The organism is Sphingomonas parva (ex Maeng et al. 2020) (genome assembly GCF_004564275.1).
Taxonomy (GTDB): domain Bacteria; phylum Pseudomonadota; class Alphaproteobacteria; order Sphingomonadales; family Sphingomonadaceae; genus Allosphingosinicella; species Allosphingosinicella parva.
In genome coordinates, this window is sequence record NZ_SPDV01000058.1 from 1 (window position 1) to 26,107 (window position 26,107).

Annotated in this window: 22 protein-coding genes and 1 tRNA gene; 16 read left to right on the forward strand and 7 right to left on the reverse strand. The window is 69.4% G+C overall.

All coding sequences use genetic code 11. The features are described from left to right. Window positions 1–48: 48 nt before the first annotated feature. From E2493_RS18855 to grpE, 7 genes are all read left to right on the forward strand, one after another. A tRNA-Met gene (locus tag E2493_RS18855) sits at window positions 49–125 on the forward strand. Between the two features lie 603 nt (window positions 126–728). After that, entirely contained in the window at window positions 729–3,884 is a 3,156-nt protein-coding gene (locus E2493_RS18860) for a TonB-dependent receptor plug domain-containing protein (RefSeq protein WP_135089999.1), read from the forward strand. A gap of 130 nt (window positions 3,885–4,014) precedes the next feature. Further along, on the forward strand, window positions 4,015–4,872 hold the full coding sequence (locus tag E2493_RS18865; RefSeq protein WP_135090001.1) for an SDR family oxidoreductase: 858 nt from the start codon (window positions 4,015–4,017) through the stop codon (window positions 4,870–4,872). A 124-nt stretch (window positions 4,873–4,996) separates the two neighbouring features. Continuing rightward, complete coding sequence (locus E2493_RS18870) at window positions 4,997–5,269, forward strand: DUF6356 family protein (RefSeq protein ID WP_318531714.1); 273 nt, start codon at window positions 4,997–4,999, stop codon at window positions 5,267–5,269. Window positions 5,270–5,294: 25 nt separating this feature from the next. Continuing rightward, window positions 5,295–6,647 (forward strand): FAD/NAD(P)-binding protein, encoded by a 1,353-nt coding sequence (locus tag E2493_RS18875; protein ID WP_135090002.1) that lies wholly within the window; start codon window positions 5,295–5,297, stop codon window positions 6,645–6,647. Window positions 6,648–6,699: 52 nt separating this feature from the next. Continuing rightward, window positions 6,700–7,746: a heat-inducible transcriptional repressor HrcA gene (gene hrcA, locus E2493_RS18880; RefSeq protein ID WP_135090038.1), complete on the forward strand. Its 1,047-nt coding sequence runs from the start codon at window positions 6,700–6,702 to the stop codon at window positions 7,744–7,746. After that, entirely contained in the window at window positions 7,743–8,273 is a 531-nt protein-coding gene (gene grpE, locus E2493_RS18885) for a nucleotide exchange factor GrpE (protein ID WP_135090004.1), read from the forward strand. Before hrcA ends, grpE begins: the two co-directional genes overlap by 4 nt. A gap of 38 nt (window positions 8,274–8,311) precedes the next feature. On the opposite strand, the gene E2493_RS18890 is transcribed toward grpE, so the two are convergent. The 3 genes from E2493_RS18890 to E2493_RS18900 all read right to left on the reverse strand — a co-directional run bounded on the left by E2493_RS18890 (window position 8,312) and on the right by E2493_RS18900 (window position 12,173). Then, window positions 8,312–8,752, reverse strand: coding sequence for a PH domain-containing protein (locus E2493_RS18890; RefSeq protein WP_135090006.1), 441 nt, complete (start codon window positions 8,750–8,752; stop codon window positions 8,312–8,314). Window positions 8,753–8,775: 23 nt separating this feature from the next. After that, window positions 8,776–11,634: a M16 family metallopeptidase gene (locus tag E2493_RS18895; RefSeq protein WP_135090008.1), complete on the reverse strand. Its 2,859-nt coding sequence runs from the start codon at window positions 11,632–11,634 to the stop codon at window positions 8,776–8,778. An 86-nt stretch (window positions 11,635–11,720) separates the two neighbouring features. Next, window positions 11,721–12,173 carry a copper chaperone PCu(A)C gene (locus tag E2493_RS18900; protein ID WP_225421592.1) on the reverse strand — a complete coding sequence of 151 codons (453 nt, stop codon included), beginning with the start codon at window positions 12,171–12,173 and terminating at the stop codon, window positions 11,721–11,723. A gap of 134 nt (window positions 12,174–12,307) precedes the next feature. Here E2493_RS18900 and dnaK point away from each other — a divergent pair, with 134 nt between their 5' ends. Both dnaK and dnaJ read left to right on the forward strand, forming a co-directional pair. Beyond that, entirely contained in the window at window positions 12,308–14,233 is a 1,926-nt protein-coding gene (gene dnaK, locus E2493_RS18905) for a molecular chaperone DnaK (RefSeq protein WP_135090012.1), read from the forward strand. Window positions 14,234–14,378: 145 nt separating this feature from the next. Beyond that, window positions 14,379–15,494 (forward strand): molecular chaperone DnaJ, encoded by a 1,116-nt coding sequence (gene dnaJ / locus E2493_RS18910; RefSeq protein ID WP_135090014.1) that lies wholly within the window; start codon window positions 14,379–14,381, stop codon window positions 15,492–15,494. A 218-nt stretch (window positions 15,495–15,712) separates the two neighbouring features. Here dnaJ and E2493_RS18915 read toward each other — a convergent pair whose 3' ends face one another. Next, on the reverse strand, window positions 15,713–16,414 hold the full coding sequence (locus tag E2493_RS18915; protein WP_135090016.1) for a glutathione S-transferase N-terminal domain-containing protein: 702 nt from the start codon (window positions 16,412–16,414) through the stop codon (window positions 15,713–15,715). Between the two features lie 20 nt (window positions 16,415–16,434). Then, entirely contained in the window at window positions 16,435–17,733 is a 1,299-nt protein-coding gene (gene purB / locus E2493_RS18920; RefSeq protein WP_135090018.1) for an adenylosuccinate lyase, read from the reverse strand. A gap of 165 nt (window positions 17,734–17,898) precedes the next feature. On the opposite strand from purB, the gene E2493_RS18925 reads away from it, so the two are divergent. Further along, window positions 17,899–18,402, forward strand: a complete 504-nt coding sequence (locus tag E2493_RS18925; RefSeq protein ID WP_135090020.1) for a hypothetical protein — start codon at window positions 17,899–17,901, stop codon at window positions 18,400–18,402. A 99-nt stretch (window positions 18,403–18,501) separates the two neighbouring features. Next, window positions 18,502–19,248, forward strand: a complete 747-nt coding sequence (gene map, locus E2493_RS18930) for a type I methionyl aminopeptidase (RefSeq protein WP_135090022.1) — start codon at window positions 18,502–18,504, stop codon at window positions 19,246–19,248. A 37-nt stretch (window positions 19,249–19,285) separates the two neighbouring features. Here map and E2493_RS18935 read toward each other — a convergent pair whose 3' ends face one another. Beyond that, window positions 19,286–19,678 (reverse strand): four-helix bundle copper-binding protein, encoded by a 393-nt coding sequence (locus E2493_RS18935; RefSeq protein WP_135090024.1) that lies wholly within the window; start codon window positions 19,676–19,678, stop codon window positions 19,286–19,288. 194 nt (window positions 19,679–19,872) lie between these two features. Here E2493_RS18935 and E2493_RS18940 point away from each other — a divergent pair, with 194 nt between their 5' ends. Beyond that, window positions 19,873–20,580, forward strand: a complete 708-nt coding sequence (locus E2493_RS18940) for a DUF305 domain-containing protein (RefSeq protein ID WP_167737633.1) — start codon at window positions 19,873–19,875, stop codon at window positions 20,578–20,580. 49 nt (window positions 20,581–20,629) lie between these two features. Here the strand turns inward: E2493_RS18940 and E2493_RS18945 are convergent, their stop codons facing one another. Then, the gene (locus E2493_RS18945) at window positions 20,630–22,099 is read right to left on the reverse strand and encodes an amidohydrolase family protein (RefSeq protein ID WP_225421593.1); all 1,470 of its coding nucleotides are present in this window, start codon (window positions 22,097–22,099) and stop codon (window positions 20,630–20,632) included. 454 nt (window positions 22,100–22,553) lie between these two features. Here E2493_RS18945 and E2493_RS18950 point away from each other — a divergent pair, with 454 nt between their 5' ends. The 4 genes from E2493_RS18950 to E2493_RS18965 all read left to right on the forward strand — a co-directional run. Further along, entirely contained in the window at window positions 22,554–23,213 is a 660-nt protein-coding gene (locus tag E2493_RS18950) for a DUF6445 family protein (RefSeq protein ID WP_135090030.1), read from the forward strand. A 122-nt stretch (window positions 23,214–23,335) separates the two neighbouring features. After that, window positions 23,336–24,406 (forward strand): retroviral-like aspartic protease family protein, encoded by a 1,071-nt coding sequence (locus E2493_RS18955; protein ID WP_167737634.1) that lies wholly within the window; start codon window positions 23,336–23,338, stop codon window positions 24,404–24,406. 68 nt (window positions 24,407–24,474) lie between these two features. Next, window positions 24,475–25,533: a retroviral-like aspartic protease family protein gene (locus E2493_RS18960; RefSeq protein WP_135090034.1), complete on the forward strand. Its 1,059-nt coding sequence runs from the start codon at window positions 24,475–24,477 to the stop codon at window positions 25,531–25,533. A 68-nt stretch (window positions 25,534–25,601) separates the two neighbouring features. Beyond that, window positions 25,602–26,107, forward strand: a 506-nt coding sequence (locus E2493_RS18965) for a retropepsin-like aspartic protease (protein WP_167737635.1), incomplete at its 3' end; no start/stop codon positions are given.

Sequence of the window (26,107 nt, forward strand, 5' to 3'; positions counted from 1 at the left end):
TCCTCCAGCCGCCCGAGCGCAACGCGACGGCGGCTGAAGGTGTCTTGGCGCGGGATGGAGCAGCCCGGTAGCTCGTCAGGCTCATAACCTGAAGGTCGCAGGTTCAAATCCTGCTCCCGCAACCAACACACAACCGCCAAGGCACAAGCCGCGGCGGTTTTTTTGTGCCCGCGGCAGGCGAATGGAGCCCTGCCGGGCACGATGGAGCAGCCTCGTCTCGTCAGGCTCATAACCTGAAGGTCTCGAGGCAAATCCTGCTCCCGCAACCAACACACAACCGCCAAGGCACACGCCGCGGCGGTTTTTTTGTGCCCGCGGCAGTTCGGGACGCGTGTCGGCGGCGCCAACACCGCTCGCGCCTGTATTCTTGCTGTATCAACAGCAAGCCCCGCGCAGCGACGCGTAGGACGAACCGCGCATTCGCCGCTGCGGATGCACAAAATGGGCCTTCGTCGCGCAGATCCGGGCTTTGGTAGACTGGTCGCTTTCGGCTTCGTCGCGCTCCCCGGCCGTTTGGCAGACCGGTCGAGCGACTTCCTTTCCTGGCAGCATCGCCTTTCGTCTGTGTCCCCGATTTCGGGAACACCCTTTGGCAAGGGGACGGGCACCGGCGGCCATGCTGTCAGGCATTCCGTCTTCCTGCGGGGCCTCGCACCGCCGGCGCCGTGCTCGGCGGCGGCGGGGAGAGCCCGCCTCTTCGAGAAAAGAGAGCGAAGAAAGGGGACATCATGTCGAGTGCAAAACGCCATCCGTCCACGCTGCTGCGTGGATCCACCTCCCTGTCCACCCTGCGGCCGCTGGCGATCGGCGTCGCGGCGCTCGTGGCCCTGGATCCGGCCCTTGCGCAGGAGGCCACGGAGACGCCGGCGCTCGCCGCCGCCGACGCGCAGCCCGTCGCGTCCGACGATCTGGCGTCGGCAACGGGCGGCGGCGAGGCCGCTGCGCAGGAAGAGATCGTCGTCACCGGATCGCTCTTCCGCCGCACCAACACCGAGACTCCGTCCCCCGTCACCGTGCTCAGCTCGGAGACGCTGCAGCAGCGCGGCATCAACACGGTCTCCGATGCCGTCCAGTCGCTCGCCGCGAACAACGCCGGCACCATCCCGCAGGGCTGGAACGGCGGCGGCAACAATTTCGCGCTCGGCGCGACTGCGGTTTCGCTGCGCGGCCTCAGCTCCGCTTACACGCTCACCGTGTTCGACGGCCTGCGCGCCCCCAATTATCCCTTGTCCGACGACGGCCGCCGCTCGTTCGTCGATCTCAACACCATTCCGGAAGCGATCGTCGACCGGATCGAGGTGCTCCGCGACGGCGCGTCCTCGACCTACGGCGCCGATGCCGTCGCCGGCGTGGTCAACGTGATCACCAAGAAGGAGATCACCGGCCTTCACATCAATGCCTCCGCCGGCATCTCGCAGCGCGGCAACGCCGGCGAGCAGCGCGTCGACGTGACGCTCGGCCACGGCGACCTCGCCGATCAGGGCTTCAACTTCTACGTCAACGGCACCTACCAGCATAATGACGCGCTCTATGCGCGCGATCTGGATGCGCCTTTCAACTCGGCCGATCTCAGCGGCTTCTGCGGCGTGGCCAACGGGGAGGGAACTGCGGCCGCCGGCGCCGAGACCTGCCTCGCCAACAACGTCGTCAACGGCATCCAGCACGACGGCACGTTCCGCGGGCAGGGCTCGACGACCGTCCCGTTCGTGCGCGCCTATCTCGCACCGGCCGCCGGGGCGGACCCGCTGCTCGGCAGCACCACTGCCGTGGCCGGATCGCGCTACCAGATCCTCAATCCTGCCGCCGGCTGCGGCAGTCTGCAGGCGATCACGCTCAGCGGCGCGCAGCTGACCAACACCGCCGGCAACAACGGGGCCAATGCCAGCGCGCTCCAGTGCCAGCAGGACCTGGTCCACGATTATCTGCAGATCCTGCCGAAGATCGATCGCTTCGGCCTCTCGCTTCGCGGCACGGCCAGGATCGGCGACGACGCCGAAGCCTATGTCATGGCGAACTTCTTCCAGACCGACACCAGGGCAACCTCGTCCAACGCCAATTGGACGTCGGCGAACGGCTTCCGCACCGCGGCCGGCGGCACCCAGGTCTCGCTGAACAGCCTCGCGCTGCCGGTCTATGTCTGCGCCGCCCGGGTCAATTGCGCGACCGCCGCCGATCGCCGGCTCAACCCCAACAATCCGTTTGCGGCGCAGGGGCAGGTGGCGCGGCTCGCTTTCCGCTTGCCCTGGCAATATGAGAACGAGGTCCGCACCCGTACCTATCGTGCCGCCGCCGGGATCACCGGCAGCTTCGGGGACGACTGGCGCTACAATGTCGATCTGGTCGGCGCGCACATCGATCTTCGCAGGACCAGCAACGGCTACGTCTTCGCGCAGCATCTGCTCGACGTGGTCGCCGACGGCTCGTTCAACTTTCTCGATCCGCTCGCCAACAGCCAGGCGACGCTCGATTATCTGATGCCGGAGAACCGCAACACCTCGACCTCGGACACCTATCAGGCGCAGGCCAGCCTCGCCCACAGCTTCCTCGAACTGCCCGGCGGCCCGCTCCAGGTCGCGGTGGGCGCGGCGATCCGCTACGAGGCGCTCGACGCCCCGAGCGGCAACGCGCCGAACAACGATCACCCGCTGCAGCGCTACGTCGGGATCAACGCGGTCGGCGCGAAGGGCCACCGCTACGTCGAATCCGCCTATTTCGAAGTGGACGCGCCGATCCTCGACCAGCTCGAGGTCAATCTCTCCGGCCGCTACGATCATTATTCGTCCGGCCAGAGCAATTTCTCGCCCAAGATCGGGGCCAAGCTCACCCCGATCCCGCAGCTCGCCCTGCGCGGGACCTATTCGCAGGGTTTCCGCATTCCGAGCTTCAACGAGGCCTATGGCCTGCCGACCACCGGCTATGTGGCGCACACGGTCACCAACGCGACCAACGGCGGCGCCGCCTACCTCGCCGCCCATAACAACAACGGCTATGCCGCCGGTGCCTACAGCTACGGCCTGACGGCGACCGGCAATCCCAATCTCGATCCGGAGCGGTCGCGCAACTTCACCGCCGGCCTGATCCTCCAGCCGGTGCCGTGGATGAGCCTCACCCTCGACTATTTCAACATCAAGGTGAAGGATCTGATCACGGGGGCGGATTACAGCGAGGTGATCGACGCTTATTACGGCAACAACGGCGTCGTGAACATTCCGGGCATCACCGTGGTGCCGGGTGCGCCGGATCCGGCTTTCCCGAACGCGCTGCCGCAGATCGGCTTCATCCAGTACAGCTACCAGAATGCCGATTGGCAGAAGACCTCGGGCCTCGACTTCTCGGCCGAGGCGCGCATTCCTCTGGGTTCCGGAATGCGCCTGCGCAGCACGCTCGAAGCCTCCTATCTGATCAACTTCTCCAAATCGGTGGCGGGTCAGGTGCAGCGTTATGACGGCACCCTCAGCCCGTGCGACGTGACCTCCTGCTCGGGGGCGCCGAAATGGCGGGGGAGCTGGCAGAACACGCTCGACTTCGGTCCCGCGACGCTCTCGGCCACCGCTTATTACACCAGCGGCTATAGCGAGGCCTCGGTCGATTACGGCGGAGATCCGGAGGACTGCCTGGCCAGCCTCGGCGCCTCCGTCCCGCCCTATCTCGACGGCGCGACCCCGTTCATGTGCCGCCAGAAGAGCTTCGTCACCGTCGACATGAGCGGCAGCGTGAAGGTGAGCGACGGACTGACGCTCTACGCGAACCTGCTCAACGTCTTCGACAAGAAGGCGTCGCTCGACCTCGGAGGCGCCTACGGCATCTACGGCTACAACCCGGCCTGGCATCAGTCCGGGGCGATCGGACGCTACTTCCGCTTCGGAGCGCGGCTGAGCTTCTAGCGCGTCGCTCCGGCCTCGAGGGGCGGCGTCATCCCCGCCGCCCCTCGAGCACTTTCTTACCGCGACCCGCCAGGGAACCGCGGCGGTTGCAGGCGGTTCGCGGCTTCACCAGCCAAGGAAAGCGTCTGCGATGACCGACCATCCCACGCCCCCGTTCGACGAGCCGCAGCAGCCGATCCCCGGCACCACCGAGGCGATGGACACTCGGCCCGATCATGGCGAGCAGAGCTACCGGGGCAGCGGCCGGCTGGCCGGCAAGAAGGCGGTGATCACCGGCGCCGACAGCGGCATCGGCCGCGCCGTCGCCATCGCCTTTGCCCGCGAGGGCGCCGACGTGCTGATCTCCTACCTCAACGAGCATGACGATGCGGCGGAGACCGCCCGGCTGGTCGAGGAGGCCGGCCGCAAGGCGGTGCTCGTCCCCGGCGACATCTCGGACGCGGCCCATTGCCGGGCGCTGGTGGCCAGGGCGGCCGAGGAATTCGGCCGCATCGACGTGCTGGTCAACAATGCGGCGCACCAGGACACGATCGACTGGATCGAGGACATTCCCGACGAGGAGTGGGAGGTGACTTTCCGCACCAACATCCACGCCATGTTCTACATCACCAAGGCGGCGGTGGCGCACATGGGCGAGGGCGGATCGGTGATCAACACCACCTCGGTGCAGGCCGACAATCCGTCGCCCGAGCTGCTCGCCTACGCCACCACCAAGGGAGCGATCCAGAACTTCACCGGCGGCCTCGCCCAGATGCTCGCCAAGCGCGGCATCCGCGCCAATTGCGTCGCCCCCGGACCGATCTGGACGCCGCTCATCCCCTCGACCATGCCCAAGGAGAAGGTCGACGATTTCGGCAAGCAGGTGCCGATGGAGCGCCCGGGCCAGCCGGCCGAGCTCGCCCCGGTCTATGTCATGCTCGCCTCGGACGAGGCGAGCTACGTCTCCGGCGCGACGATCGCGGTGACCGGGGGCAAGCCGATCATCTGAAGCCGGCGGCGCCCTGCCGCCGCGGCGTCATCCCAAGCTTGGAAAATCGGCGCTGCTCGGCCATGGAGGGCACGGCGGCGCCGCGCGCCCGCCGCCCGGTTCCGCGTCGAAGGGAGAGACGATCATGTCCGTGTTGCACCGGTGGTTCCTGTCCCATCCGCGAAGCGTGGGTGAGAGCTATTGGGAGCATGCCGCGGTCGCCGGGCGCTTCGGCGCGGTGATGGTGGTCGGCGGCATCGCCTGCCTCGTCCATGCCCTTTTCCCGGCGCTCTTCCCGCGCACCGCCAGCGATCGCGTCAAGCGCCTCTACCAGCAGATGAAGTCGCGCCAGCCCGCCTTCGCGGCCAAGCCGGCGGCCTTCCAGGATCCTGCCTGGCAACTCGAATATGAGATTTGAGGGGCCTGGCCGCGGACGCCCCCGCGTGACCGAGCACGCCGTCATCATCGGCTGCGGCTTCTCCGGCGCGCTCCAGGCGATCAACCTGCTGCGCCACCAGGGGCCGCGCGCGACGCTGATCGAGCGCCGCGCCCAGGCCGGCAAGGGCCTCGCCTTCGGCGCCGCGCACCCCACCCATCTGCTCAACGTCCGCGCCGCCAACATGAGCGCCTTCCCGGACGATCCCGGCCATTTCGCCCGCTGGCTGACCGCGCGCGGCGTCGCCGATGCCGCAGAGAGCTTCGTGCCGCGGCTGACCTATGGCGATTACCTGTCCGAGCAGCTCGACGCCGCGCAGCGCCGGTCGAACGGCCGGCTTACGATCGTCCATGGCGACGTCGAAGACGTCGTTCATGACGGCGATGTCCGCATCCGCATGGCCGATGGCGGGGACATGCGCGCCGACGTCGCCGTCCTCGCCGTCGGCAACCTCCCGCCGCACCATCCGCCGGGGCTCGACGGGGCGAGCCTCGCCGCCCACGGCTATTTCGGCGATCCCTGGGACGAGGCCGCCTATCGGGACCTGCGCGACGACGAGACGATCCTGATCATCGGCACCGGCCTCACCATGGTCGACGTCGCCTTGCGGCTCGACCTTGAAGGATTCCGCGGCCGAATCCTCGCCGTCTCGCGCCGCGGGCTCTCGCCCAAGGTCCACGCGCCGACGCGCCTGCCCGACGTGCCGCTCGGCGAGCGGCCGCAGGGCGAGATCTCCTCGCTGGTCCGCCAGATCCGCCGGCGCGCCGACGCGATCGGCTGGCGCGCCGCCGTCGACGAGCTGCGTCCGATGACCCAGGACATGTGGCGCGCGGCGAGCGACGCGCAGCGCGATCGCTTCCTCAGGCACGCGCGGCCGTGGTGGGACGTCCACCGCCACCGCATCGCGCCGGACGTCGCGGCGCGCCTGCAGCGCATGGTCGACGACAGCCGGCTCGAGATCGCCGGCGGCCGGCCGTTCGCCTACACGCCCGACGGCGGGCGGATCGAGGTCTCCTGGCGCCGCCGCGGCAGCACGACGCCCGAAGCGCTCCGCGCCGACCGCATCATCAACTGCACCGGCCCGCAGGGCGATCTCCTCCGTGCCACCGATCCGTTGCTCGCGACGCTGGTCGAGCGGGGCACGATCCGGCCGGATCCGCTGCGCCTCGGCATCGACGTCGACGCCCAGGCCCGCACCGTCGACGCCGAGGGCAACCCGAACGACTGGCTGCTCGCCCTCGGGCCGATGACCCGCGGCAGCTGCTGGGAGATCGTCGCCGTCCCCGACATCCGCATCCAGACCTGGTCGGTCGCCCGCCGCCTCTCCAACGCCCATTGGGTCGAGGGGGAGGGGCTCTGAGCCTCAGAACCGGCGGGGTGACGGCGGCAGTGCGGCGAACTACATGAAGCCCATGTCGACGACGCCGGTCACCGAGCTCAGCGAGCGCGCCCGCGAGGTCTTCCGCCTCGTCGTCGAGAATTATCTCGGCGCCGGGACTCCGGTCGCGTCGCGCACCATCTCGCGCCTCCCGGGCATCAACCTGTCGCCGGCCTCGATCCGCAACGTCATGCAGGATCTCGAGGAAGCGGGGCTGCTCAGCCATCCCCACACCTCCGCCGGCCGCGTTCCCACCGAGACCGGGCTCCGCCTGTTCGTCGACGGCATGATGCAGGCGGCCGAGCCGAGCGCAGAGGAGCGGGCGGCGATCGAGGCGCGGCTGGCGCGCGGCGGCGGCCCGATCGAGGATGCGCTCGCCGCGGCGACTTCGGCGCTCTCCGGCCTCTCGGCCTGCGCCGGCATCGTCCTGGTGCCGAAGCGCGAGCCGGTGCTTCGCCAATTGGGCTTCGTCCAGCTCTCGCCGCATCAGGCGCTCGCGGTGATGGTCGGCAGCGAGGGCAGCGTCGAGAACCGCGTGGTCGATCTGCCGCCGGGGATTACCGCCTCCGCGCTGGCCGAGGTCGGCAATTACGTGAGCTCGCGCCTTTCCGGGCTCACCCTGCAGCAGGCGCGGACGCGTCTCGGCGAGGAGATACGGGTGGGAAAGGCGGCGCTGGACAGCGCGGCGCGCGAGCTGATCGATCGCGGCCTCGCCATCTGGTCCGAGGACGGCGCCAAGCGGCCGGTGCTGATCGTCCGCGGCCAGGCCAACCTTCTCGACCAGGGCGCCGCCGCCGATCTCGAGCGGGTCCGGCAATTGCTCGAGGAGCTGGAGGACAAGGAGGAGATCGTCCGCCTTCTCGACAGCGCCCGCGCCGGCCAGGGCATGAAGATCTTCATCGGCTCCGAGAACAAATTGTTCGCGCTTTCCGGCTCGTCGGTGATCGCCGCGCCCTATCGCGGCGGCGACGGCAAGGTCGTCGGCGTGGTGGGGGTTATCGGCCCGACGCGGTTGAACTATGCGCGGGTCGTACCCATGGTGGATTTCACAGCACAGGCACTATCGAGATTGATGGCATGAACGAACAGGACGATCTGCAGGAACAGACCCAGGAAGCGGAAGCCGTTGAGGCGTCGGCCGAGCCCGATCGCCTCGCGGAGGTGCTGAAGGAGCTCGAGGAGGCGCGCCAGAACATCCTCTATGCGCAGGCCGAGACGCAGAACGTGCGGCGGCGGCTGGAGCAGGAAAAGGTCAACGCCGCCAATTACGCCTCGTCCGGCTTCGCCCGCGACATGCTGTCGGTGAAGGACAATCTCGATCGTGCCCTCGCCGCGGTGCCGGAGGAGGTCCGCGCCGACGAGCGGATGAAGGCGCTGATCACCGGCATCGAGGCGACCTCGCGCGAGCTCGACAACGTCTTCCAGCGGAACGGCATCGTCCGCGTCGAGGCGATGGGCCAGCCGCTCGATCCGAACCGGCACCAGGCGATGGTCGAGATTCCCTCCGACGCGGAGCCGGGCACGATCGTCCAGGAGATGCAGGCCGGCTACATGATCAAGGATCGCCTGCTCCGCCCGGCGCTGGTCGGCGTCGCCCGCAAGCCCTGAGCCTTCCAGCCGCGGCCGGAACCGGCCGCGGCGACCGCTCAATAATCCTCGTGCGCCATGTCGATCTCGCGGACCCGCCTTTTCTGGCGGGCCGCGTCGACCAGCCGCCGCAATTCCTCGCGCCGTCCTTCCGCATGCTCGACGTGCGGAATGACGAGCGGCGCCTGGCGCGTCGTCTCGTCGCTCGACGTCACCGTCAGCGTGCCGATCCCCGCCCATTGGTTGATCAGGCTGAAATCGAGCCGGATGTCCTTCACCCGGTAGAGCTCGATCTCGTCGATGCTCTTGATGAAGATGCCGCGGCGGATGATCAGCCGGTCCTCGCCCACCTCGTAGGTCGCGGCGAGGTTCTCGATCCATTTCACCAGCACGATCAGCAGGCCGATGCCGACCAGGCAGAGCAGCAGCGTCGCCCAGCCGGCGAGCGTGCCCCTCAGCCAGCCCCAGGTCGACGACCGGAAGATGTCGTTGTGCGTCATGTCGTTCCTTCCCTGCTGAAGGCTCATCGCGCGGCGGCGGTTACCGCCGGCTTGATCGGGACGGCGGCGCCGCCGGGTTCGGCCAGCGCGGTGCTGACGATCGGCGGGCGCACCAGCCAGGTCGCGGCGGCGCGGCGCAGATCGTCCACCGTCACCGCGGCGAGCAGCGCATCGAAGCGCATCAGCTCCTCGATACCGGCGGTGCCCCGCGCCGATTCCGACAGCGCGTCGGCCCAGGTGGCGTTGCGGGTCAGCGCCTCGCGGCCATCGGCCCGCATCGGCTCGCGCGCGTCGCTCAGCTCCTTCTCGCTGATGTTGCCGGCGACCAGATCGGCGGCGATCGCGCGGGCGGCGGCGATCAGCCGGTCGAGATCCTCGGGCTTCGATTCGAACCGGGCCGAGAGATAGCCCTGGTCGGCATCGTCCGGACTGTTCATCACCACCGCGGGGGAATAGACGATGCCCAGCTCCATCCGCGCGCGCTGGATCAGCCGGTCGCGGAACACCGCGCCGAGCAGCTGCAGCGCATATTCCTCGCTGCGCCGCGCCGGCGAGGCGACGAACAGCGGCCAGACCATCATCGCCGCCGCTTTCCCGGTGCCGCCCTGGTGGACGGCCTTGACCGGGGCCGGCGGCGCGTCGGGAAAGCGCCAGAAGGGCCCGGGGCCGGCGACCGGCGCCAGCCGGGTGCGCTTCGGCAAGGCGCCGAGCGTCTTTGCCACGATCCGCCGCAGCGCCTTTTCCTTGATGTCGCCGACCACGGTGAGCTCGATCGGCGCGCCGGTCAGGATCGGCTTCAGCACCCGCGCATAATCGGCCGCGCGCCAGCGCAGCAGCTGCTCCGGCTCCGGATAGCTGCGCAGGCTCGGGAAGACCGCGGCTTCGAAGGCCTGGCCGGCGACGGCGCTCGGATCGGTGCCCGCCATGCGGTAGACGATGTCGACCACGGTCGGCACCTTCTCGTCGATCAGCGGCCGGAAGCCGGGGTCGCTGACGAAGGCGGCGAGCAATTCCATCTGCTTGTCGACCACCCCGCTCGAGGCGCGGTCGGTGATCATCCAGCTGTGGGTATCCGGCTCGAAATCGAACTCCCAATTGGTGAGGCCGAGCGAGGCCTCGATGTCGTCGGCTGCGATCCGGCCGAGCCCGCCGATCGTCACCAGCCCGGCGCCGAAGGTCATCGGCGCGCGCATCTCGGGTGGAAGGCCGGTCAGGCCGTGGCCGAGGCTCAGCCGCACCTCGACCGCGCCGGCGCTGAAATCGGTGTGCTTGTAGTTCAGCACCAGGCCGTTCTCATATTCCAGCCGCACGAAGCCCGGGTCGGCGAAGACCGTGCGCTTGCGCACCTTGCCCTTGCGTCCGAAATCATAGTCCCAGCGCGGCGCGGTGCGCTCGACATAGGCGTCGAGCGGCTTGGCGCGCTCGTTCGCCTGCCAGGCGGCGAGCAGCTCCGCCTTGTCGATCGCAGCCGGAAGCGTGGCGGTGACGAACGGGCCGGCGCCCGCCCAGTCGTGCGCGAAGGCGGCCTTGACGTCGGCCGGTTCCACGCCCGCCGCCGCCAGGCCCATCGTTCCGATCGTCTCGTCCTTGGTCTCGATGACGCGGCCGGTCAGCTCCGCCGCGACGATCTGGTCGGCGAGCGTGGAGGACGGACTGCTGTCGGCCTCGTATGCGGCGCCGAGCGCGTCGATCGTCGCCGCGCCGACCGCTTCCTCCACCTCCTGCGCCGTCGGGCTCTCGCTGGCGAAGCGGCGCAGCTCGGCCTGGGCGCCGGCCAGCGACTCCTTCCAGCGGCCCTCGGCGGGGAGGGCGATCAGGCAGGTCATCCGGGCTTCCGGCCCGTCGCGCAGCGTCACCACGCCGCTGCCCAGCAAGCCGCTGCCCGGCGTCGTCGAGACCTTTGCCAGCCGCGCGTTCAGGATCCTGGTCCAGACGCCGCCCAGCAGGTCGCGGCGGACGCGCTCGAGCGACGGCGTGCGGTCGCCGTCGAGCGGCGCCAGCCGGCAGGCGGTGAGCGTGGCGGGCAGGTTCGGCTCGACGACGACCAGGGAATCGGCGGCCCGCTCGGGCAGGCTCTTGGGCGGCGCGGCCCGCTCGGGGGCGGCGCCGATTGCCTCCCAGGTTGCGAAGCGCCGTTCGATCTCGACGATGATCGCGTCGGGATCGATTGCGCCGGAGACGACGAGCGTCGCCTTGTCCGGCCGATACCAGCGCCCGTGAAAGGCCTTCAGCGCGCCCGGCGTGGCGGCGGCCAGCGTCTCGGGCGTGCCGATCGGATCGCGGGCGGTGGCGCGCAGCGTCGGCCCCATGAATTCGCTGCTCGCCCGCTGCACCCGCGCCAGCGCCGTGTTGCGGCTGCGCGCCTCGGCTTCGAGCACGCGCCGCTCGACGTCGACCGCCTCCTGGGTGAAGGCGATCCCGTCGGTCGCGTCGCGGAGCCATTCGAGCACCTGCTGCACGCCGTCCGGCGCGCTGCCCGGCAGGTCGATCCGGTAGATCGTCGAATCCAGCGTGGTGAAGGCGTTGTGGTCCTGGCCGAGCGTCACGCCGAGGGCCGCATAACGGTTGTCGAGCACGCCGCCCGGCGCGTGCCGGGTCGAGCGGAAGGCGAGATGCTCGATGAAATGGGCGAAGCCGCGCTCGTCGTCGCCTTCGTCGAAGCTGCCGACCTTGAGCAGCAACCGGATCGAGACCGCGTCCCTGGGCGTGCCGTTGCGCACGACGGCATAGCGCATGCCGTTGGCGAGCGTGCCGGTCCTGATCGCGGGCGCCGGCACCAGCTTCGCCTCGGCCGGGATCGGCTCGGCGGCGTGCAGCGGCATTGCGCCCGCGCCGATCAGCAGCAGGGCCGTTACCGCGCGCGCGACTCGCCCACTCGTCATCGCTCTACCCCCTTTCCCCCGTGCTCAGACTAAGCTGCTGGGGGCCGAAGTCGAGTGGGTAGAAATTGCCGGGTGAGGGGAGGGGCTCAGTGGCCGGCGTGGCCCTGGCCGGGCCCGCGCACCTCGGCCTCGACGGTGAGCGGCTGCGCCTGCTCGAACGCGAAGCTGATCGCCACCCTGTCGCCGGGCTTGAGGCCGCTCTTCACGCCGAACAGCATCGCGTGCCGCCCGCCCGGTACGAACGCCAGGCTGCGATCCGCGTCGAACGCGGGCCTGTCGAGCGGCGCCATGCCCGCCATCGCGCCGTTCATCCGCGTCTCGTGCAGCTCCACCCGCTCCGCCGCCGGGCTGGTGATCCCGGTCAGCCGCTCGGGCACGGTATTCGTCTCCAGCCGGAAATAGGCGGCGCCGGGGGCGCCCGGCATGGCGGGGAGGGTGATCACCACGTCTTCGGCGGTCACGGCGGGCTTGCGCTCGCAGCCGGTGGCGAGCGCGAGGGCGATCAGTCCCAGAACGGGCCGGAGGGGCATCGTCTTCATCATCCCGGCGGCACTAGGCGAGCGGCCGGTTCTTGTCGCCTCTGAATCGCCTCCTATATCGCTCCCGAAACACTCGTTGCGTGCCTGACGGGGCGCAGCGGGACGGATTTCTATTGGGGCATAAGAGGTTCTGTATGGCAAAAGTTATCGGTATCGATCTCGGCACCACCAACAGCTGCGTTGCCGTGATGGAAGGCGGCAAGCCGAAGGTCGTCGAAAATGCGGAAGGCGCCCGCACCACGCCTTCGATCGTCGCGTTCGCCAAGGACGGGGAGCGACTGATCGGCCAGCCGGCGAAGCGCCAGGCGGTCACCAACCCCGACAACACCATTTTCGCGGTGAAGCGCCTGATCGGCCGCCGCTACGACGATCCGATCACCAAGAAGGACACCGAGCTGGTCCCGTACAAGATCAGCCGCGGCCCGAACGGCGACGCGTGGGTCAATGCCGGCGGCAAGGACTACAGCCCATCGCAGATCTCCGCCTTCACGCTCCAGAAGATGAAGGAGACCGCGGAGGCCTATCTCGGCGAGACCGTCACCCAGGCGGTGATCACCGTCCCCGCTTACTTCAACGACGCCCAGCGCCAGGCGACCAAGGACGCCGGCCAGATCGCCGGCCTCGAGGTGCTGCGCATCATCAACGAGCCGACCGCGGCTGCGCTCGCCTACGGGCTCGAGAAGCAGGACGGCAAGACGATCGCGGTCTACGATCTCGGCGGCGGCACGTTCGACGTCTCGGTTCTCGAGATCGGTGACGGCGTGTTCGAGGTGAAGTCGACCAACGGCGACACCTTCCTCGGCGGCGAGGATTTCGACGCCAAGATCGTCGACTGGCTGGCCGACGAGTTCAAGAAGCAGGAAGGCATCGACCTGCGCACCGATCGCCTCGCGCTTCAGCGTCTCAAGGAGGCCGCCGAGCGCGCCAAGATCGAGCTCTCCTCGGCCCAGACCACCGAGATCAACCTGCCCTTCATCACCGCCGACCAGAACGGCCCAAAGCATCTGGTGAAGTCGCTGAGCCGCGCCGATCTGGAGCGTCTGGTCGCCGACCTGATCCAGCGCACGCTCGAGCCGTGCCGCAAGGCGCTCGCCGATGCCGGCGTCAAGGCCGGCGACATCGACGAGGTCGTGCTGGTCGGCGGCATGACCCGCATGCCGCGCGTCCGTGACGTCGTGAAGGAGTTCTTCGGCAAGGAGCCGCACACCGGCGTCAACCCCGACGAGGTCGTCGCAATGGGCGCCGCCATCCAGGCCGGCGTGCTCCAGGGAGACGTCAAGGACGTGCTGCTGCTCGACGTCACCCCGCTGTCGCTCGGCATCGAGACCCTGGGAGGCGTCTTCACCCGGATGATCGATCGCAACACGACCATCCCGACCAAGAAGAGCCAGACCTATTCGACCGCGGAGGACAATCAGAACGCGGTGACGATCCGCGTCTTCCAGGGCGAGCGCGAGATGGCGGCGGACAACAAGTTGCTCGGCCAGTTCGATCTGGTCGGCATCCCGCCGGCGCCGCGCGGCGTGCCGCAGATCGAGGTCACCTTCGACATCGACGCCAACGGCATCGTCAACGTCTCGGCGCGCGATCGCGGCACCGGCAAGGAGCAGCAGATCCGCATCCAGGCCTCGGGCGGTCTCAACGACAGCGACATCGAGAAGATGGTTCAGGAAGCCGAGCGCTTCGCCGAGGAGGACAAGAAGCGTCGCGCCGCGGCCGAGAGCCGCAACAAGGCGGACAGCCTGGTCCACTCGACCGAGCAGCAGCTGCGTGAGCATGGCGACAAGATCGACGCCTCGCTCAAGTCCGAGATCGAGGCCGCGGTCGCCGAGACCCGGGCTGCGATCGACAGCGGCGACGCCGATCAGATGGAGCAGAAGAGCCAGGCGCTCGCCCAGGTGGCGATGAAGCTCGGCCAGGCGATCTACGAGAAGGAGCAGGCGGCGGGCGCCGCAGGCGGGGCCGATGCCGGCGCCGACCAGGCGAGCACCCAGGCCGACGGCGGCGAGGAAGTCGTCGATGCCGAATTCTCCGAGGTCGACGACGAGAACAAGGGCTGAGGAACGACCCCTCTTTCCCGCCTTCGGGCGGGAAAGCTGGCGGGAGGGGTATCGGGCAAACCGGGCGGCGCGTGTCATGCGGGCCGCCCGGCCGCCTTCGGGCGGCGCCTCCGGTCCTCCTCTCTCCTGAAGGGGAGAGGGCGTTATGTCTGAGATCGATTATTACGAGCTGCTGCAGGTCGATCGGACCGCGGACGACAAGACGATCAAGTCCGCTTATCGCCGGCTGGCGATGGAGTGCCATCCCGATCGCAATCCGGGGTGCAAGGACAGCGAGGCGCGCTTCAAGTCGATCAGCGAGGCCTATGACTGCCTCAAGGATCCGCAGAAGCGGGCCGCCTACGATCGCTTCGGCCACGCCGCCTTCCGCAACGGCGGCCCGGGCGGCGGCGGAGCGCAGGATTTCGGCTCCTTCTCCGACATCTTCGAGAACATCTTCGGCGAATTCATGAACGGCCAGTCCGACCGCCGCGGCAACGTGCTGCGCGGATCGGACCTGCGCTACGATCTCGAGATCAGCCTCGAGGATTCCTATCACGGCAAGCAGGTCGAGCTCAGGATCGACACCACGGTGAAGTGCGAGCCGTGCGAGGGCCGCGGCGCCAAGGCCGGCACCCAGGCCCGCACCTGCACCATGTGCCACGGCCGCGGCCAGGTCCGCGCCCAGCAGGGCTTCTTCGTGGTCGAGCGCACCTGCCCGACCTGCCGCGGCGTCGGCGAGGTGATCGCCGATCCCTGCGACCGCTGCCGCGGCGAAGGGCGGGTCGAGAAGAGCCGCAGCCTCGAGGTGCGGATCCCGGCCGGCGTCGACGAGGGCACCCGCATTCGCCTCTCCGGCGAGGGGGAGGCGGGCGTGCGCGGCGGCCCGAACGGCGATCTCTACATCTTCGTCCATCTCGCCCGCCACGCCGTCTTCCAGCGCGAGGGCACCACGCTCTTCGCGCGCTGCCCGGTGAGCTTCACCACGGCGGCGCTGGGCGGCACGATCGAGCTTCCCGGCCTCGACCGGTCGAAGCACGAGGTGAAGATCCCGGCCGGCATCCAGTCGGGCAAGCAGCTGCGCATCCGCGGCGCCGGCATGCCGATCCTCTCGGGGCGCGGCCATGGCGACATGGTCGTCCAGGTCGAGGTCGAGACCCCGACCAAGCTCAGCAGCCGCCAGAAGGAGCTGCTCGAGGAATTCCGCAAGACCGAGACCGGCGACGAATGTCCGGCCAGCAAGAGCTTCTTCGGAAAGCTGAAGGGATTGTGGGAGGGCTGATCGATCCTCCCCGCGAGCGGGGAGGGGGATGCTCAGGTTCGAACTGACCCCGGCAGTTCGAAGCCATGCCGGGGGCATGGCGGCCTGAGCATTGCGAAGCATGGTGGAGGGGGTTCAGAGACCCACGCGGCCTATCGTACAGCGACAGTACGGGCCTCCAGACCCCCTCCACCACGCCGCTTCGCGTCGCGGTCCCCCTCCCCGCAAGCGGGGAGGAATTAGGGACGCTTCGGTATCTCCAGCCCGCGCTGCACCGCCGGCCGGGCGAGGCCGCGCTCGAGCCAGGCCGGGACGTTCTTCAGCGCGTCGAAATCGACCAGGTCGCGCGCTTCGTAGAAGGTGACGAGGTTGCGCACCCAGCCGAGCGTCGCGATGTCGGCGATCGAATAATCGTCCATGATCCAGTCGCGGCCTTCGAGCCGGCCCTCGAGCACGCCGAGCAGCCGCTTCGATTCCGCGACGTAACGCTGGAGCGGGCGCTTGTCCTCGATCTCCTTGCCGGCGAAGCGGTTGAAGAAGCCGAGCTGGCCGAACATCGGCCCGATCGCCGCCATCTGGAAGAAGACCCACTGGATCGTCTGCCAGCGCCGCGCCGGATCGGCGGAGAGGTATTGCCCGCTCTTCTCGGCCAGGTAGAGCAGGATGGCGCCCGATTCGAACAGCCCCAGCGGCTTGCCGCCCGGCCCGTCGGGATCGATGATCGCCGGAATCTTCCCGTTCGGATTGAGCGAGAGGTAGTCCTCGGTCCAGGTCTCGTTCTGGCCGATGTCGATCAGATGCGGCTCGTACGGCAGGCCGGTCTCCTCGAGCATGATCGACGCCTTCACCCCGTTCGGCGTGTTCAGCGAATAGAGCTGGATGCGGTCGGGATGCTGCGCCGGCCAGCGGCGCGTGATCGGAAAGTCGGACAGATCGGCCATGGTCATTCTCCCTCCGCTCTTCAGCCGAACACCCGCGCGAAAATGGTGTCGACGTGCTTCAGATGGTAGCCGAGGTCGAAGCGCTCCTCGATCTGCTCCGGCGTCAGCAGCGCGGAGACTTCGGGGTCGGCCTTGAGCAGCTCGAGCAGCGACAGGGCGCCGTCCGATTCCCACACCTTCATCGCGTTGCGCTGGACCAGCCGGTACGAATCCTCGCGGCTGGCGCCCGCCTGGGTGAGGGCGAGCAGCACGCGCTGCGAATGGACGAGGCCGCCCATCCGATCGAGGTTCTTCTGCATCCGCTCGGGATAGACGACGAGCTTGTCGATCACGCCGGTGAGGCGGGCGAGCGCGAAGTCGAGCGTCACCGTCGCGTCGGGACCGATGTAGCGCTCGACCGACGAATGGCTGATGTCCCGCTCGTGCCACAGCGCCACGTTCTCCAGCGCCGGCGTCACATAGCCGCGCACCATGCGGGCGAGGCCGGTGAGGTTCTCGGTCAGCACCGGGTTGCGCTTGTGCGGCATCGCCGACGAGCCCTTCTGGCCCGGCGAGAAATATTCCTCCGCCTCGAGCACCTCGGTGCGCTGCAGATGGCGGATCTCGGTGGCGAGCCGCTCGATCGACGAGGCGATCACGCCCAGGGTGGCGAAGAACATCGCGTGCCGGTCGCGCGGGATCACCTGGGTGGAGATCGGCTCGATGCTCAGGCCCATCTTGTCCGCGACATAGGCTTCGACGCGGGGATCGATGTTGGCGAAGGTGCCGACCGCGCCGGAGATGGCGCAGGTCGCGATCTCCTCGCGCGCCGCGACCAGCCGCGCCCGGCAGCGATCGAACTCGGCATAAGCGAAGGCGAGCTTCAGGCCGAAGGTCACCGGCTCGGCGTGGATGCCGTGGCTGCGACCGATCGTCGGGGTGAGCTTGTGCTCCTCGGCGCGGCGCTTCAGCACCTCGAGCAGCCGGTCCAGATCCTCGATCAGCAGGTCGGAGGCGCGGGCGAGCTGGACGGCGAGGCAGGTGTCCAGCACGTCGGAGCTCGTCATGCCCTGGTGGAGGAAGCGCGCCTCCGGCCCGACGTGCTCGGCGACGTTGGTCAGGAAGGCGATGACGTCGTGCTTCACCTCGGCTTCGATCTCGTCGATCCGCTCGACCTCGAACGCGCCTTTCTCCCAGACCTTCTCGGCAGCCTCCCTGGGGACGATCCCGAGCTCGGCCATGGCGTCGAGGGCGTGCGCCTCGATCTCGAACCAGATGCGGAACCGGGTCTCCGGCGCCCAGATGCTGGTCATCTGCGGCCGCGAATAGCGGGGGATCATGCCGTCTTCCTAACCTTTGTTGGCGAGCGGCGCGTCTAGCAAGGTCGGTCGGGGGCATCAACGACGGGACAAAGGAACGGGCGCATTTCGCGGGACGTTCTCGGCGGGACGCCTCGGGATGAGTCCCCGCCGTGTGTTCGAGGCGAGAACACCAGGAGAGACGAGATGCTGAAACCCATGCTGATCGGCAGCGCCATGCTGCTGGCCCTTCCGGCGCTGGCGCAGACGACGGGCACGTCCGCCGGCGCGACGACCGGCCAGAGCGGCACCGCCACCACCACCAACGACCACGATCCGACCACGGACGGCGCCACCAGGGCCGGCGGCACCGCCAATGCGACCGTCTCGACCCAGGTGAACGGCGGCACGACCAGCGCCTCGACCGGCGTCGGCATCGGTACCCAGGGGACGACGACCGGCCACCAGGGCATGAACCACGGCACGATGACGACGACGACGACGGGCACCGGCACGATGTCGACCGGCACCGGTACGATGGCGACGGGCACCGGCACCGGGTCGACGGGCACGAGCAGCAGCGGCTGGAGCGCAACCGGCAGCACCTCCGCCGGGATGAGCGGAATGGCCGCGACCCGCGACTATCCGCGATGCTCGCGCACGGTCACCGACAATTGCATCCAGGTCCCGAGCCGCCGCCCACGCCGCTGATCGCCGGCCGGAAAAGGAGGGAAGGGCGGCTGCGGCCGCCCTTTCTTTCCGTTGCGGCGAGGGCGCGGACCCGGCAGGGGCGCTGGCCGAGGAGAGTCCATGATCATCGAGAATGACGAGCAGCTCGCGAAATTGCGCAGGGTCGGGAGCCTGGTCGCCCGCACTTTGGCGGCGATGGGCGAGGCGCTCGAGCCCGGAATCACCACCAGGGAGCTCGACGAGATCGGCCGCGCGCTGCTCGAGCGAGAGGGCGCGCGGTCGGCGCCCGAGCTCAGCTACGATTTTCCGGGCGCGACCTGCATCTCGGTCGGGCCCGACTGCGCCCACGGCATCCCCGACGACAGGAAGGTCCAGCCCGGCGATCTGATCAACATCGATGTCTCGGCGGAACTGGACGGCTTCTTCGGCGACACCGGGGCGAGCTTCGCGGTGCCGCCGGTGACGCCGGAGATCGAGCGGCTCTGCCGCGACGGCCGCAAGGCGATGTGGGCGGGCATCCGCGCGGTCAAGCCGGGCGCGCGGCTCAACGGGATCGGCAAGGCGATCGACGGCTTCGCCCGCAAGAACGGCTACAGCCTGGTCCGCAATCTCGCCAGCCACGGCATCGGTCGCTCGCTGCACGACGAGCCGGGCGAGATTCCCACCTGGTACGAAGCCGGCGACAGGCGCCGTATCCCCGAGGGGCTGGTCTTCACCATCGAGCCGTTCCTGTCGCTCGGCGCCGATTGGGTCGAGGAACGGGACGACGGCTGGACCCTGCGCCCCCCGCGCGACCAGCCCACCGTCCAATATGAGCATACCCTGGTCGCCACCCGGCGCGGTCCGCTCATCCTCACCGCCGCCTGATACCCGCCGTCGGTGCGCCGGCGGACCGGCACGAGGGTCACATCGCCTCGATCGCCGCGCGGCAGTCCTGCGCGGTCTCGCGGCACATCTCGGCGCAGAGCCGGCAATGCTCCGCGTCGTGCCGCATGCAGTCCTCGGCGCAGATGTCGCAGGCGGTGATGCACGTTTGGAGCGCTTCCTGCAGCACGATCTGGTTGCTGCCCGTTCGGCGGGTGGCGAGCCGTGCGACTGCCGCGCACACGTCCGCGCAGTCGAGGCAGGTGCGGATGCATTGCCTCATGTGCGCGGCATGCTCCTCGGCCGCACAGGCGTCGGCGCAGCTGGTGCAGATCGCCGAGCAGAACAAGGCATGCCGCACCGCCAGCGCGAGCGTCTCGTCGGACTTCCCGCCGACATCGGGGTGAAGGGAGATCATCTTGGCGATCGACATGGTCGTGCTCCTGGTCGTTGTCAGGTCTGCACTGGCAACGAAGGGCGTCCGCGATCGATGCCGCATTGCGCGGACGCGCGGCTCGGCCGGTCGCGCGCCAGGCGGCGGCTCGCCGCGCCGGCCGCAGCGCCTCCAGGATCCCTTCGGCCGCACGCATCGTTTCGGCGATGGGGTTGAACGAGGAGGAGCAAGGCATGCGCATCACCGCGCGCCACTGGATGCTGGCCGCCGGCCTCGCCGGTCTGGCCGGCTGCGGCAGCAGCGAGTCCGAGGCCGGCGATCCCGGAAACGGCGTGGTCGCGAACCTTCAGGCGATGGCCCCGGTGCCTTACGATCCGACCAATCCGTACGCGCCGCTGCTGGACAGGTCGAAGGCGGCGATGGCGGCGGCGGTCGGGATCGATCTCTCCGAAACGTTCGTGAAGAAGATGATCGTCCACCATCGCGGCGGCATCGCGCTGGCCAAGCTCGTGCTTGGCCAGGATCCGACCCCCGACGTGCGCGCCCTGGCGGAGCAGACGATCGCCAGGCAGCAACGCGAGATCGAGACGCTCCGGTCGCTGGCCAAAGACGGCAAGCCGGCGCCCGAGGCCGCGGCCGCCTTTCAGGGGCCCGCGATGCAGATGCACGAGGCGATGCGTTCGGCCGGCGGCGCCAATCCGTCCGAGACCTGGATCAGGAAGATGATCGAGCATCATCGCGGCGGCGTGGCCATGGCCGAGATCGTCGCCGCCGAAGGGACGGATCCGAAAGTGCGGGCGTTCGCCAAGGCCACGGCCGAGGATCAGCGCCGGGACATCGCCCGGCTCGAGCAGATGCTCGGCGCGGCGCCGGGGCCGGACATCGGCGCGCCGATCCGCGCCGGCGAGCCCGACCCTGCGGGAACGCCGCCGCACGCCTGACCCGATCGCACAGGCCCAAGGGCGCAGGCGCCAGGGCCGCGCGGCGGCGTCAGGGCTCGCCGCCGCTCCACCGCGCGAAATTGGCGAACTCGCGCCGCGTGCGCGGGCCGTAGGTGGCGAAGCTCGGGTTCGGGCGCTCGCGGTAAGTCTCGCGGTCGCGCGCCACCGTGTCGGCTGCGGCCGTGCGCTTCAGCGCCGCCACGTCGAGGCCGTAGGGCCTGGCGGCGTTGAGGCCGAACACCTTGCGCCGCAGCTCCGGCGTGATCCGCGGATAATCGTGCGCGTCGCGCAGCGCCTCGGCGATCTGGAAGGTGCGGAAGGCCTGGATCTGGTCCTGCGGCGATCCGTACCAGATCGAGTCGGTGCCCCAGAGCACATTGTCCTCGCCGACATGCTTGAACAGCTTGCCGAGGAGATGCGCGGCGCTGGTCGGGTCGCGCATCGAGGCGAAGCGCCAGGTCGAGCCGAGCTCGGCATAGACGTTGCTGTTGGGCTTCACCCCGGCTTCGCGGAGCGAGGTGATCAGCGCATCGACGCCGTCGCTCCGCTTCGGATCGTAGGGCCCCTCGTCCTTCCCCGCGACATAGCCCGAATGGTAGATCAGGAAGTTCATGTCGGGGAAGCGGCGGGCGATCGGCCCGATGTCGCGGCAGGTCGAATGCTCGTAGCTCCTGGGCCCGAAGGGGAGGCCCTTGTGGATTGCGATGTTGCGCACGCCGAGCGCGCGCGCCTTCTCGACGAAGGCGATGCCGACGTCGTCGGTCATCCAGAAGCCGGTGCCGCTCGGCCCCCACTGCGTATAGGTCTTGAACGCGCTGACGCCGAAGCCCTTCAGCCGCTCCATGTCTTCCAGGTCGCCTGGCTGGTTGGGGTTCACCCGGCCGTGCAGCATCAGCCGCTTGGAGCCTTCCATCCGGTCGACGATCTCGCGCGTCGCCGCCGCTTCCTCGATGGTCAGCGGCTCGCCGTCGCGGGTCGAGGGGACGAAGGAGAGCACCATGATGTCGGTGTCCGAATCGAGGAAGACGTCCTTCACGAACTCGGACGGCCCGATGCATTGCAGATAGGAACGCTCGCCGCTGAAGCCGGAGAGGCCGCACCGGGTCTTCTCCATCTGCAGCGGTTTGGCGCCGGCCGGCACGTCCTTCAGCCAGGCGCCGGTCGGGTTCACGAAATGCCCCTGGACGTCGAAGATCCATTCGTCCTTGCCGAGTGCCGCCTCGGCCGCCGCCGGCTCGGCCGCCGCCTCGGCCGGAAGCTCGAAGAAGCCGCCGCTGCGTCCCGCCGCGGCATGGGCGGCGTTGAAGGCGAGGAGCGTCGAGGCGGCGCCGCAGGAGGAGACCAGGAAGTCGCGCCGGCCGAGGCCCAGCCGCCGCGCCATCGTCCCCGCGGCGTCCGAAGCGAGCGCATTGGCCCGGCGCAGCGTCGGATCGAGAGGGATCGGCGCGAACTCGCCGTTGGAGGTGGAATCGAGCTTGATCGGCAGCCGCGCGCCGTCCGGATCGAAGTCGCTGCCCATGCGCATTCCCTCCTTGGTGTCGGATCAGGCTGTCACAGGGCGGCGAGGGCGGCAAGCGGCGCCGCCTTTCTCCGCTTGTCCGCTCTTGCTCGCTTGCTTGGCCCGGCGCCGGCGTCAGCCGGACGCGGCCTGCTCCGCCGGCGCCTCGGGCGCGGCCTCGGCGAACTTCGGCATGTCGCCGACCGAATGGCGCGGGCCGGGCGCGGACTCTGCGGAGGCAGCCGAGGGCGGCGGCGAAGCGTAGCGCCGAGGGGGCAGGGGGATCCGGCGGCAGCGCCGGGAAAGGCGTCGGCCGCCCCACTGCACACCAGCCGGGATAGGGGCGCGCGGCGCAATTCTCCGTCCCGCCGTCCCCGAGGGTCGTCGATCCCCGTCGGCGAACCCATCCCGCCCCCTTGTGGGGAAGGGCCGCAGGACCATTGCCCGCGCCGCCCCGCGCCTGCACGATGCGCGCGTGCCCCTGAACGACGATCTCTTCGCGCTCGCGCCGCACCCCGTCATCCGCTGCGAATGGCTCGGCGGCAGGGTGCCGGTGATTCTCGTCGACGGCGTCTACGCCGATCCCGATGCGGTCCGCGCCGCCGCGCTCTCGCTGGAGTTCAGCCCCGCCGCCACCCATTATCCGGGCAGGCTGGCGTCCATCCCGGATCCCAATCCTTCGCGAGACAGGATGCTGCGTTGGGCTCGGGGTCTCGCCGATACGGCGCTGCTCGGCGTCTTCCCTCTGATGGCGGACGGCAGGCCGGTGGTCGGCTTTCGCGAGGTCTTCTCCGATTTCGCGATCGTCGACGTCCATCCCGACGCGCTGACGCCCGAGCAGCGGATCCCCCATGTCGACCCCGTTCCGGCCTTCGGCCTGGTCTATCTCAACCGTGAGGAACGCGGCGGGACCCTGTTCTTCGAAAGGCTGGGCGATGATCGGGGCGGGCCAGGCTATTTCACCACCGCCGGTAGCGGCTACGCGCTGCTCGGCCGGATCGAGCCGCGCTTCAATCGGCTCGCCATCTATCCGGGGTGCGTGCCGCATTCCGGTGAGATCGCCGGGGAATGGATCAGGAGCGACGAACGCTTCCGCAGGCCGAGGCTGACTCAGCGCCTCCTTTTCGCCGCCTAGCCTGCCGGCGTTGCGACCGCGGCGGCTTCGCCTTGGTCCGGCCGTCCCGCCATTTTGTCGATAAACCATGGCATGCGGATGCCCGGAGGCATAGCCTCACGGCGTTCGACCAGGGAAAGCGCATGATCCGCCACATTCGTCTTCTCGCATGGACGCTGGCGGGCTCCCTCCTCGCTGCGGGCCCCTCGGTCACCGCCGAGCCGCCGCGGATCGCGCCGCCGCGGCCGGCGCCGCCGACCGGCTCGAACATGCCGCCGCTGCCGCCGGCCGAGATCGACGACGCGCTCGACATCGGCGGCGACGAGATCGACGCCCGCAAGGTCGAGACGCGGCTGACCGTCGAGGTCCGGGTCAACGGCCGCGGGCCTTATCAGTTCGTCGTCGACAGCGGCGCCGACACGTCGGTCGTCGGCCTGCGCATCGCCCGCGATCTCGAGCTGCCGCTCGCCGGCCCCGTCATCCTCAACAACATGACCGATCGCAACGTCGTCGATCGCGTGCGGGTCGACGCGCTCACCCTCGGGCCGAGCACGATACGCGACCTCGCGCTCCCCGCGCTGCGCGAGAGCGATCTCGGCGGCGCCGGCATGATCGGCATCGATGCCCTGGTCCGCCAGCGGCTGATGATGGATTTCGAGAAGAGGCTGATCCAGGTCGAGGATGCCGAGAAGCCGTGGACTCCGCTCCCCGGCGAGATCGTCGTCACCGGGCGCCTCCGCCGCGGCCAGCTGATCCTCACCCAGGTCAGCGCCGCCGGCCTGCCGCTCGACGCGGTGATCGACACCGGCACCCAGATCTCGATCGGTAATCTCGCGCTGCGCGACAAGCTCATGCGCCACCGGCGCGGCAGGGTCGAGAAGGGCATCGTCACCGGCGTCACCGGCACCGAGGTCGAGCTCGAGGTCGCCCAGATCGCCGAGCTCCGGCTCGGCTCCGTGATCCTCAGGAACGTGCCGATCGCCTTCGCCGACGTGCCGCCGTTCCACGTCTTCGATCTCGCCGATCGGCCCGCCTTGCTGCTCGGATCGGACCTGCTCGAGACCTTCCGCCGCGTCTCGCTCGATTTCCGCCGTCGCAAGGCGCGCTTCCAGCTGCGCCGCTGCGGACCGCAGGCGGTGTCGATCGGCACGATCCAGACCGCGGTGCGGACGCGGCTCTCGACCACCGGCGGCAAGGAAATCTGCGGCCGCTAGGCCGCAAAGGGTGGTGGCGGGTGGCCGCCGAAAGGATTAGCCTCGCAGCGACGCGAGAGAGGAAGCGCATGGTCCGCACTCGGTTCGTCCTGGCGTGCTTGCTGGCGGTCCTCGCCGGCAGCGTGAACGGCGCTCCGCCGCGGATCGGCCGGCCGCGCCCGGCGCCGCCCACCGGCTCGACGCTGCCGCCGCTGCCGCCGGCGGAGATCGACGACAGCCTGTCGGTCGAGGGCGACGAGATCGAGGCGCGCAAGGTCGAGACCCGCCTCACCGTCGAGGTGCGGGTCAACGGCCGCGGACCCTATCAGTTCGTGGTCGACAGCGGCGCCGATACCTCGGTGATCGGAGTCCGCATCGCCCGCGAGCTCGAGCTCCCGCTCGGCACCCCCGTGATCCTCAACAGCATGACCGACCGGGCGATCGTCGATCGCGTGCGCGTCGCCGAGCTGACGCTCGGGCCGAGCACGATCCGCGACCTGCATCTGCCGGCGCTGCGCGAGAACGACGTCGGCGGCGCCGGAATGATCGGCATCGACGCGCTCGTCCGCCAGCGGCTGATGATGGATTTCGAGAAGAGGCTGATCCAGGTCGAGGATGCCGAGAAGCCGTGGACTCCGCTCCCCGGCGAGATCGTCGTCACCGGGCGCCTCCGCCGCGGCCAGCTGATCCTCACCCAGGTCAGCGCCGCCGGCCTGCCGCTCGACGCGGTGATCGACACCGGCACCCAGATCTCGATCGGTAATCTCGCGCTGCGCGACAAGCTCATGCGCCACCGGCGCGGCAGGGTCGAGAAGGGCATCGTCACCGGCGTCACCGGCACCGAGGTCGAGCTCGAGGTCGCCCAGATCGCCGAGCTCCGGCTCGGCTCCGTGATCCTCAGGAACGTGCCGATCGCCTTCGCCGACGTGCCGCCGTTCCACGTCTTCGATCTCGCCGATCGGCCCGCCTTGCTGCTCGGATCGGACCTGCTCGAGACCTTCCGCCGCGTCTCGCTCGATTTCCGCCGTCGCAAGGCGCGCTTCCAGCTGCGCCGCTGCGGACCGCAGGCGGTGTCGATCGGCACGATCCAGACCGCGGTGCGGACGCGGCTCTCGACCACCGGCGGCAAGGAAATCTGCGGCCGCTAGGCCGCAAAGGGTGGTGGCGGGTGGCCGCCGAAAGGATTAGCCTCGCAGCGACGCGAGAGAGGAAGCGCATGGTCCGCACTCGGTTCGTCCTGGCGTGCTTGCTGGCGGTCCTCGCCGGCAGCGTGAACGGCGCTCCGCCGCGGATCGGCCGGCCGCGCCCGGCGCCGCCCACCGGCTCGACGCTGCCGCCGCTGCCGCCGGCGGAGATCGACGACAGCCTGTCGGTCGAGGGCGACGAGATCGAGGCGCGCAAGGTCGAGACCCGCCTCACCGTCGAGGTGCGGGTCAACGGCCGCGGACCCTATCAGTTCGTGGTCGACAGCGGCGCCGATACCTCGGTGATCGGAGTCCGCATCGCCCGCGAGCTCGAGCTCCCGCTCGGCACCCCCGTGATCCTCAACAGCATGACCGACCGGGCGATCGTCGATCGCGTGCGCGTCGCCGAGCTGACGCTCGGGCCGAGCACGATCCGCGACCTGCATCTGCCGGCGCTGCGCGAGAACGACGTCGGCGGCGCCGGAATGATCGGCATCGACGCGCTCGTCCGCCAGCGGCTGATGATGGATTTCGAGAA

Bases quoted from the DNA above. Each gene is read 5' to 3' on its own strand.
- E2493_RS18945 (WP_225421593.1), bottom strand. From the start codon at position 22,099: ATGGGCAGCGACTTCGATCCGGACGGCGCGCGGCTGCCGATCAAGCTC.
- dnaJ (WP_135090014.1), top strand. From the start codon at position 14,379: ATGTCTGAGATCGATTATTACGAGCTGCTGCAGGTCGATCGGACCGCG.
- E2493_RS18890 (WP_135090006.1), bottom strand. From the start codon at position 8,752: ATGACGCACAACGACATCTTCCGGTCGTCGACCTGGGGCTGGCTGAGG.
- E2493_RS18925 (WP_135090020.1), top strand. From the start codon at position 17,899: ATGCTGAAACCCATGCTGATCGGCAGCGCCATGCTGCTGGCCCTTCCG.
- E2493_RS18900 (WP_225421592.1), bottom strand. From the start codon at position 12,173: ATGAAGACGATGCCCCTCCGGCCCGTTCTGGGACTGATCGCCCTCGCG.
- E2493_RS18870 (WP_318531714.1), top strand. From the start codon at position 4,997: ATGTCCGTGTTGCACCGGTGGTTCCTGTCCCATCCGCGAAGCGTGGGT.
- E2493_RS18935 (WP_135090024.1), bottom strand. From the start codon at position 19,678: ATGTCGATCGCCAAGATGATCTCCCTTCACCCCGATGTCGGCGGGAAG.
- map (WP_135090022.1), top strand. From the start codon at position 18,502: ATGATCATCGAGAATGACGAGCAGCTCGCGAAATTGCGCAGGGTCGGG.
- dnaK (WP_135090012.1), top strand. From the start codon at position 12,308: ATGGCAAAAGTTATCGGTATCGATCTCGGCACCACCAACAGCTGCGTT.
- E2493_RS18940 (WP_167737633.1), top strand. From the start codon at position 19,873: ATGCGCATCACCGCGCGCCACTGGATGCTGGCCGCCGGCCTCGCCGGT.
- E2493_RS18960 (WP_135090034.1), top strand. From the start codon at position 24,475: ATGGTCCGCACTCGGTTCGTCCTGGCGTGCTTGCTGGCGGTCCTCGCC.
- E2493_RS18895 (WP_135090008.1), bottom strand. From the start codon at position 11,634: ATGACGAGTGGGCGAGTCGCGCGCGCGGTAACGGCCCTGCTGCTGATC.
- E2493_RS18915 (WP_135090016.1), bottom strand. From the start codon at position 16,414: ATGGCCGATCTGTCCGACTTTCCGATCACGCGCCGCTGGCCGGCGCAG.
- E2493_RS18955 (WP_167737634.1), top strand. From the start codon at position 23,336: ATGATCCGCCACATTCGTCTTCTCGCATGGACGCTGGCGGGCTCCCTC.
- E2493_RS18865 (WP_135090001.1), top strand. From the start codon at position 4,015: ATGACCGACCATCCCACGCCCCCGTTCGACGAGCCGCAGCAGCCGATC.
- hrcA (WP_135090038.1), top strand. From the start codon at position 6,700: ATGTCGACGACGCCGGTCACCGAGCTCAGCGAGCGCGCCCGCGAGGTC.
- grpE (WP_135090004.1), top strand. From the start codon at position 7,743: ATGAACGAACAGGACGATCTGCAGGAACAGACCCAGGAAGCGGAAGCC.
- E2493_RS18860 (WP_135089999.1), top strand. From the start codon at position 729: ATGTCGAGTGCAAAACGCCATCCGTCCACGCTGCTGCGTGGATCCACC.
- purB (WP_135090018.1), bottom strand. From the start codon at position 17,733: ATGATCCCCCGCTATTCGCGGCCGCAGATGACCAGCATCTGGGCGCCG.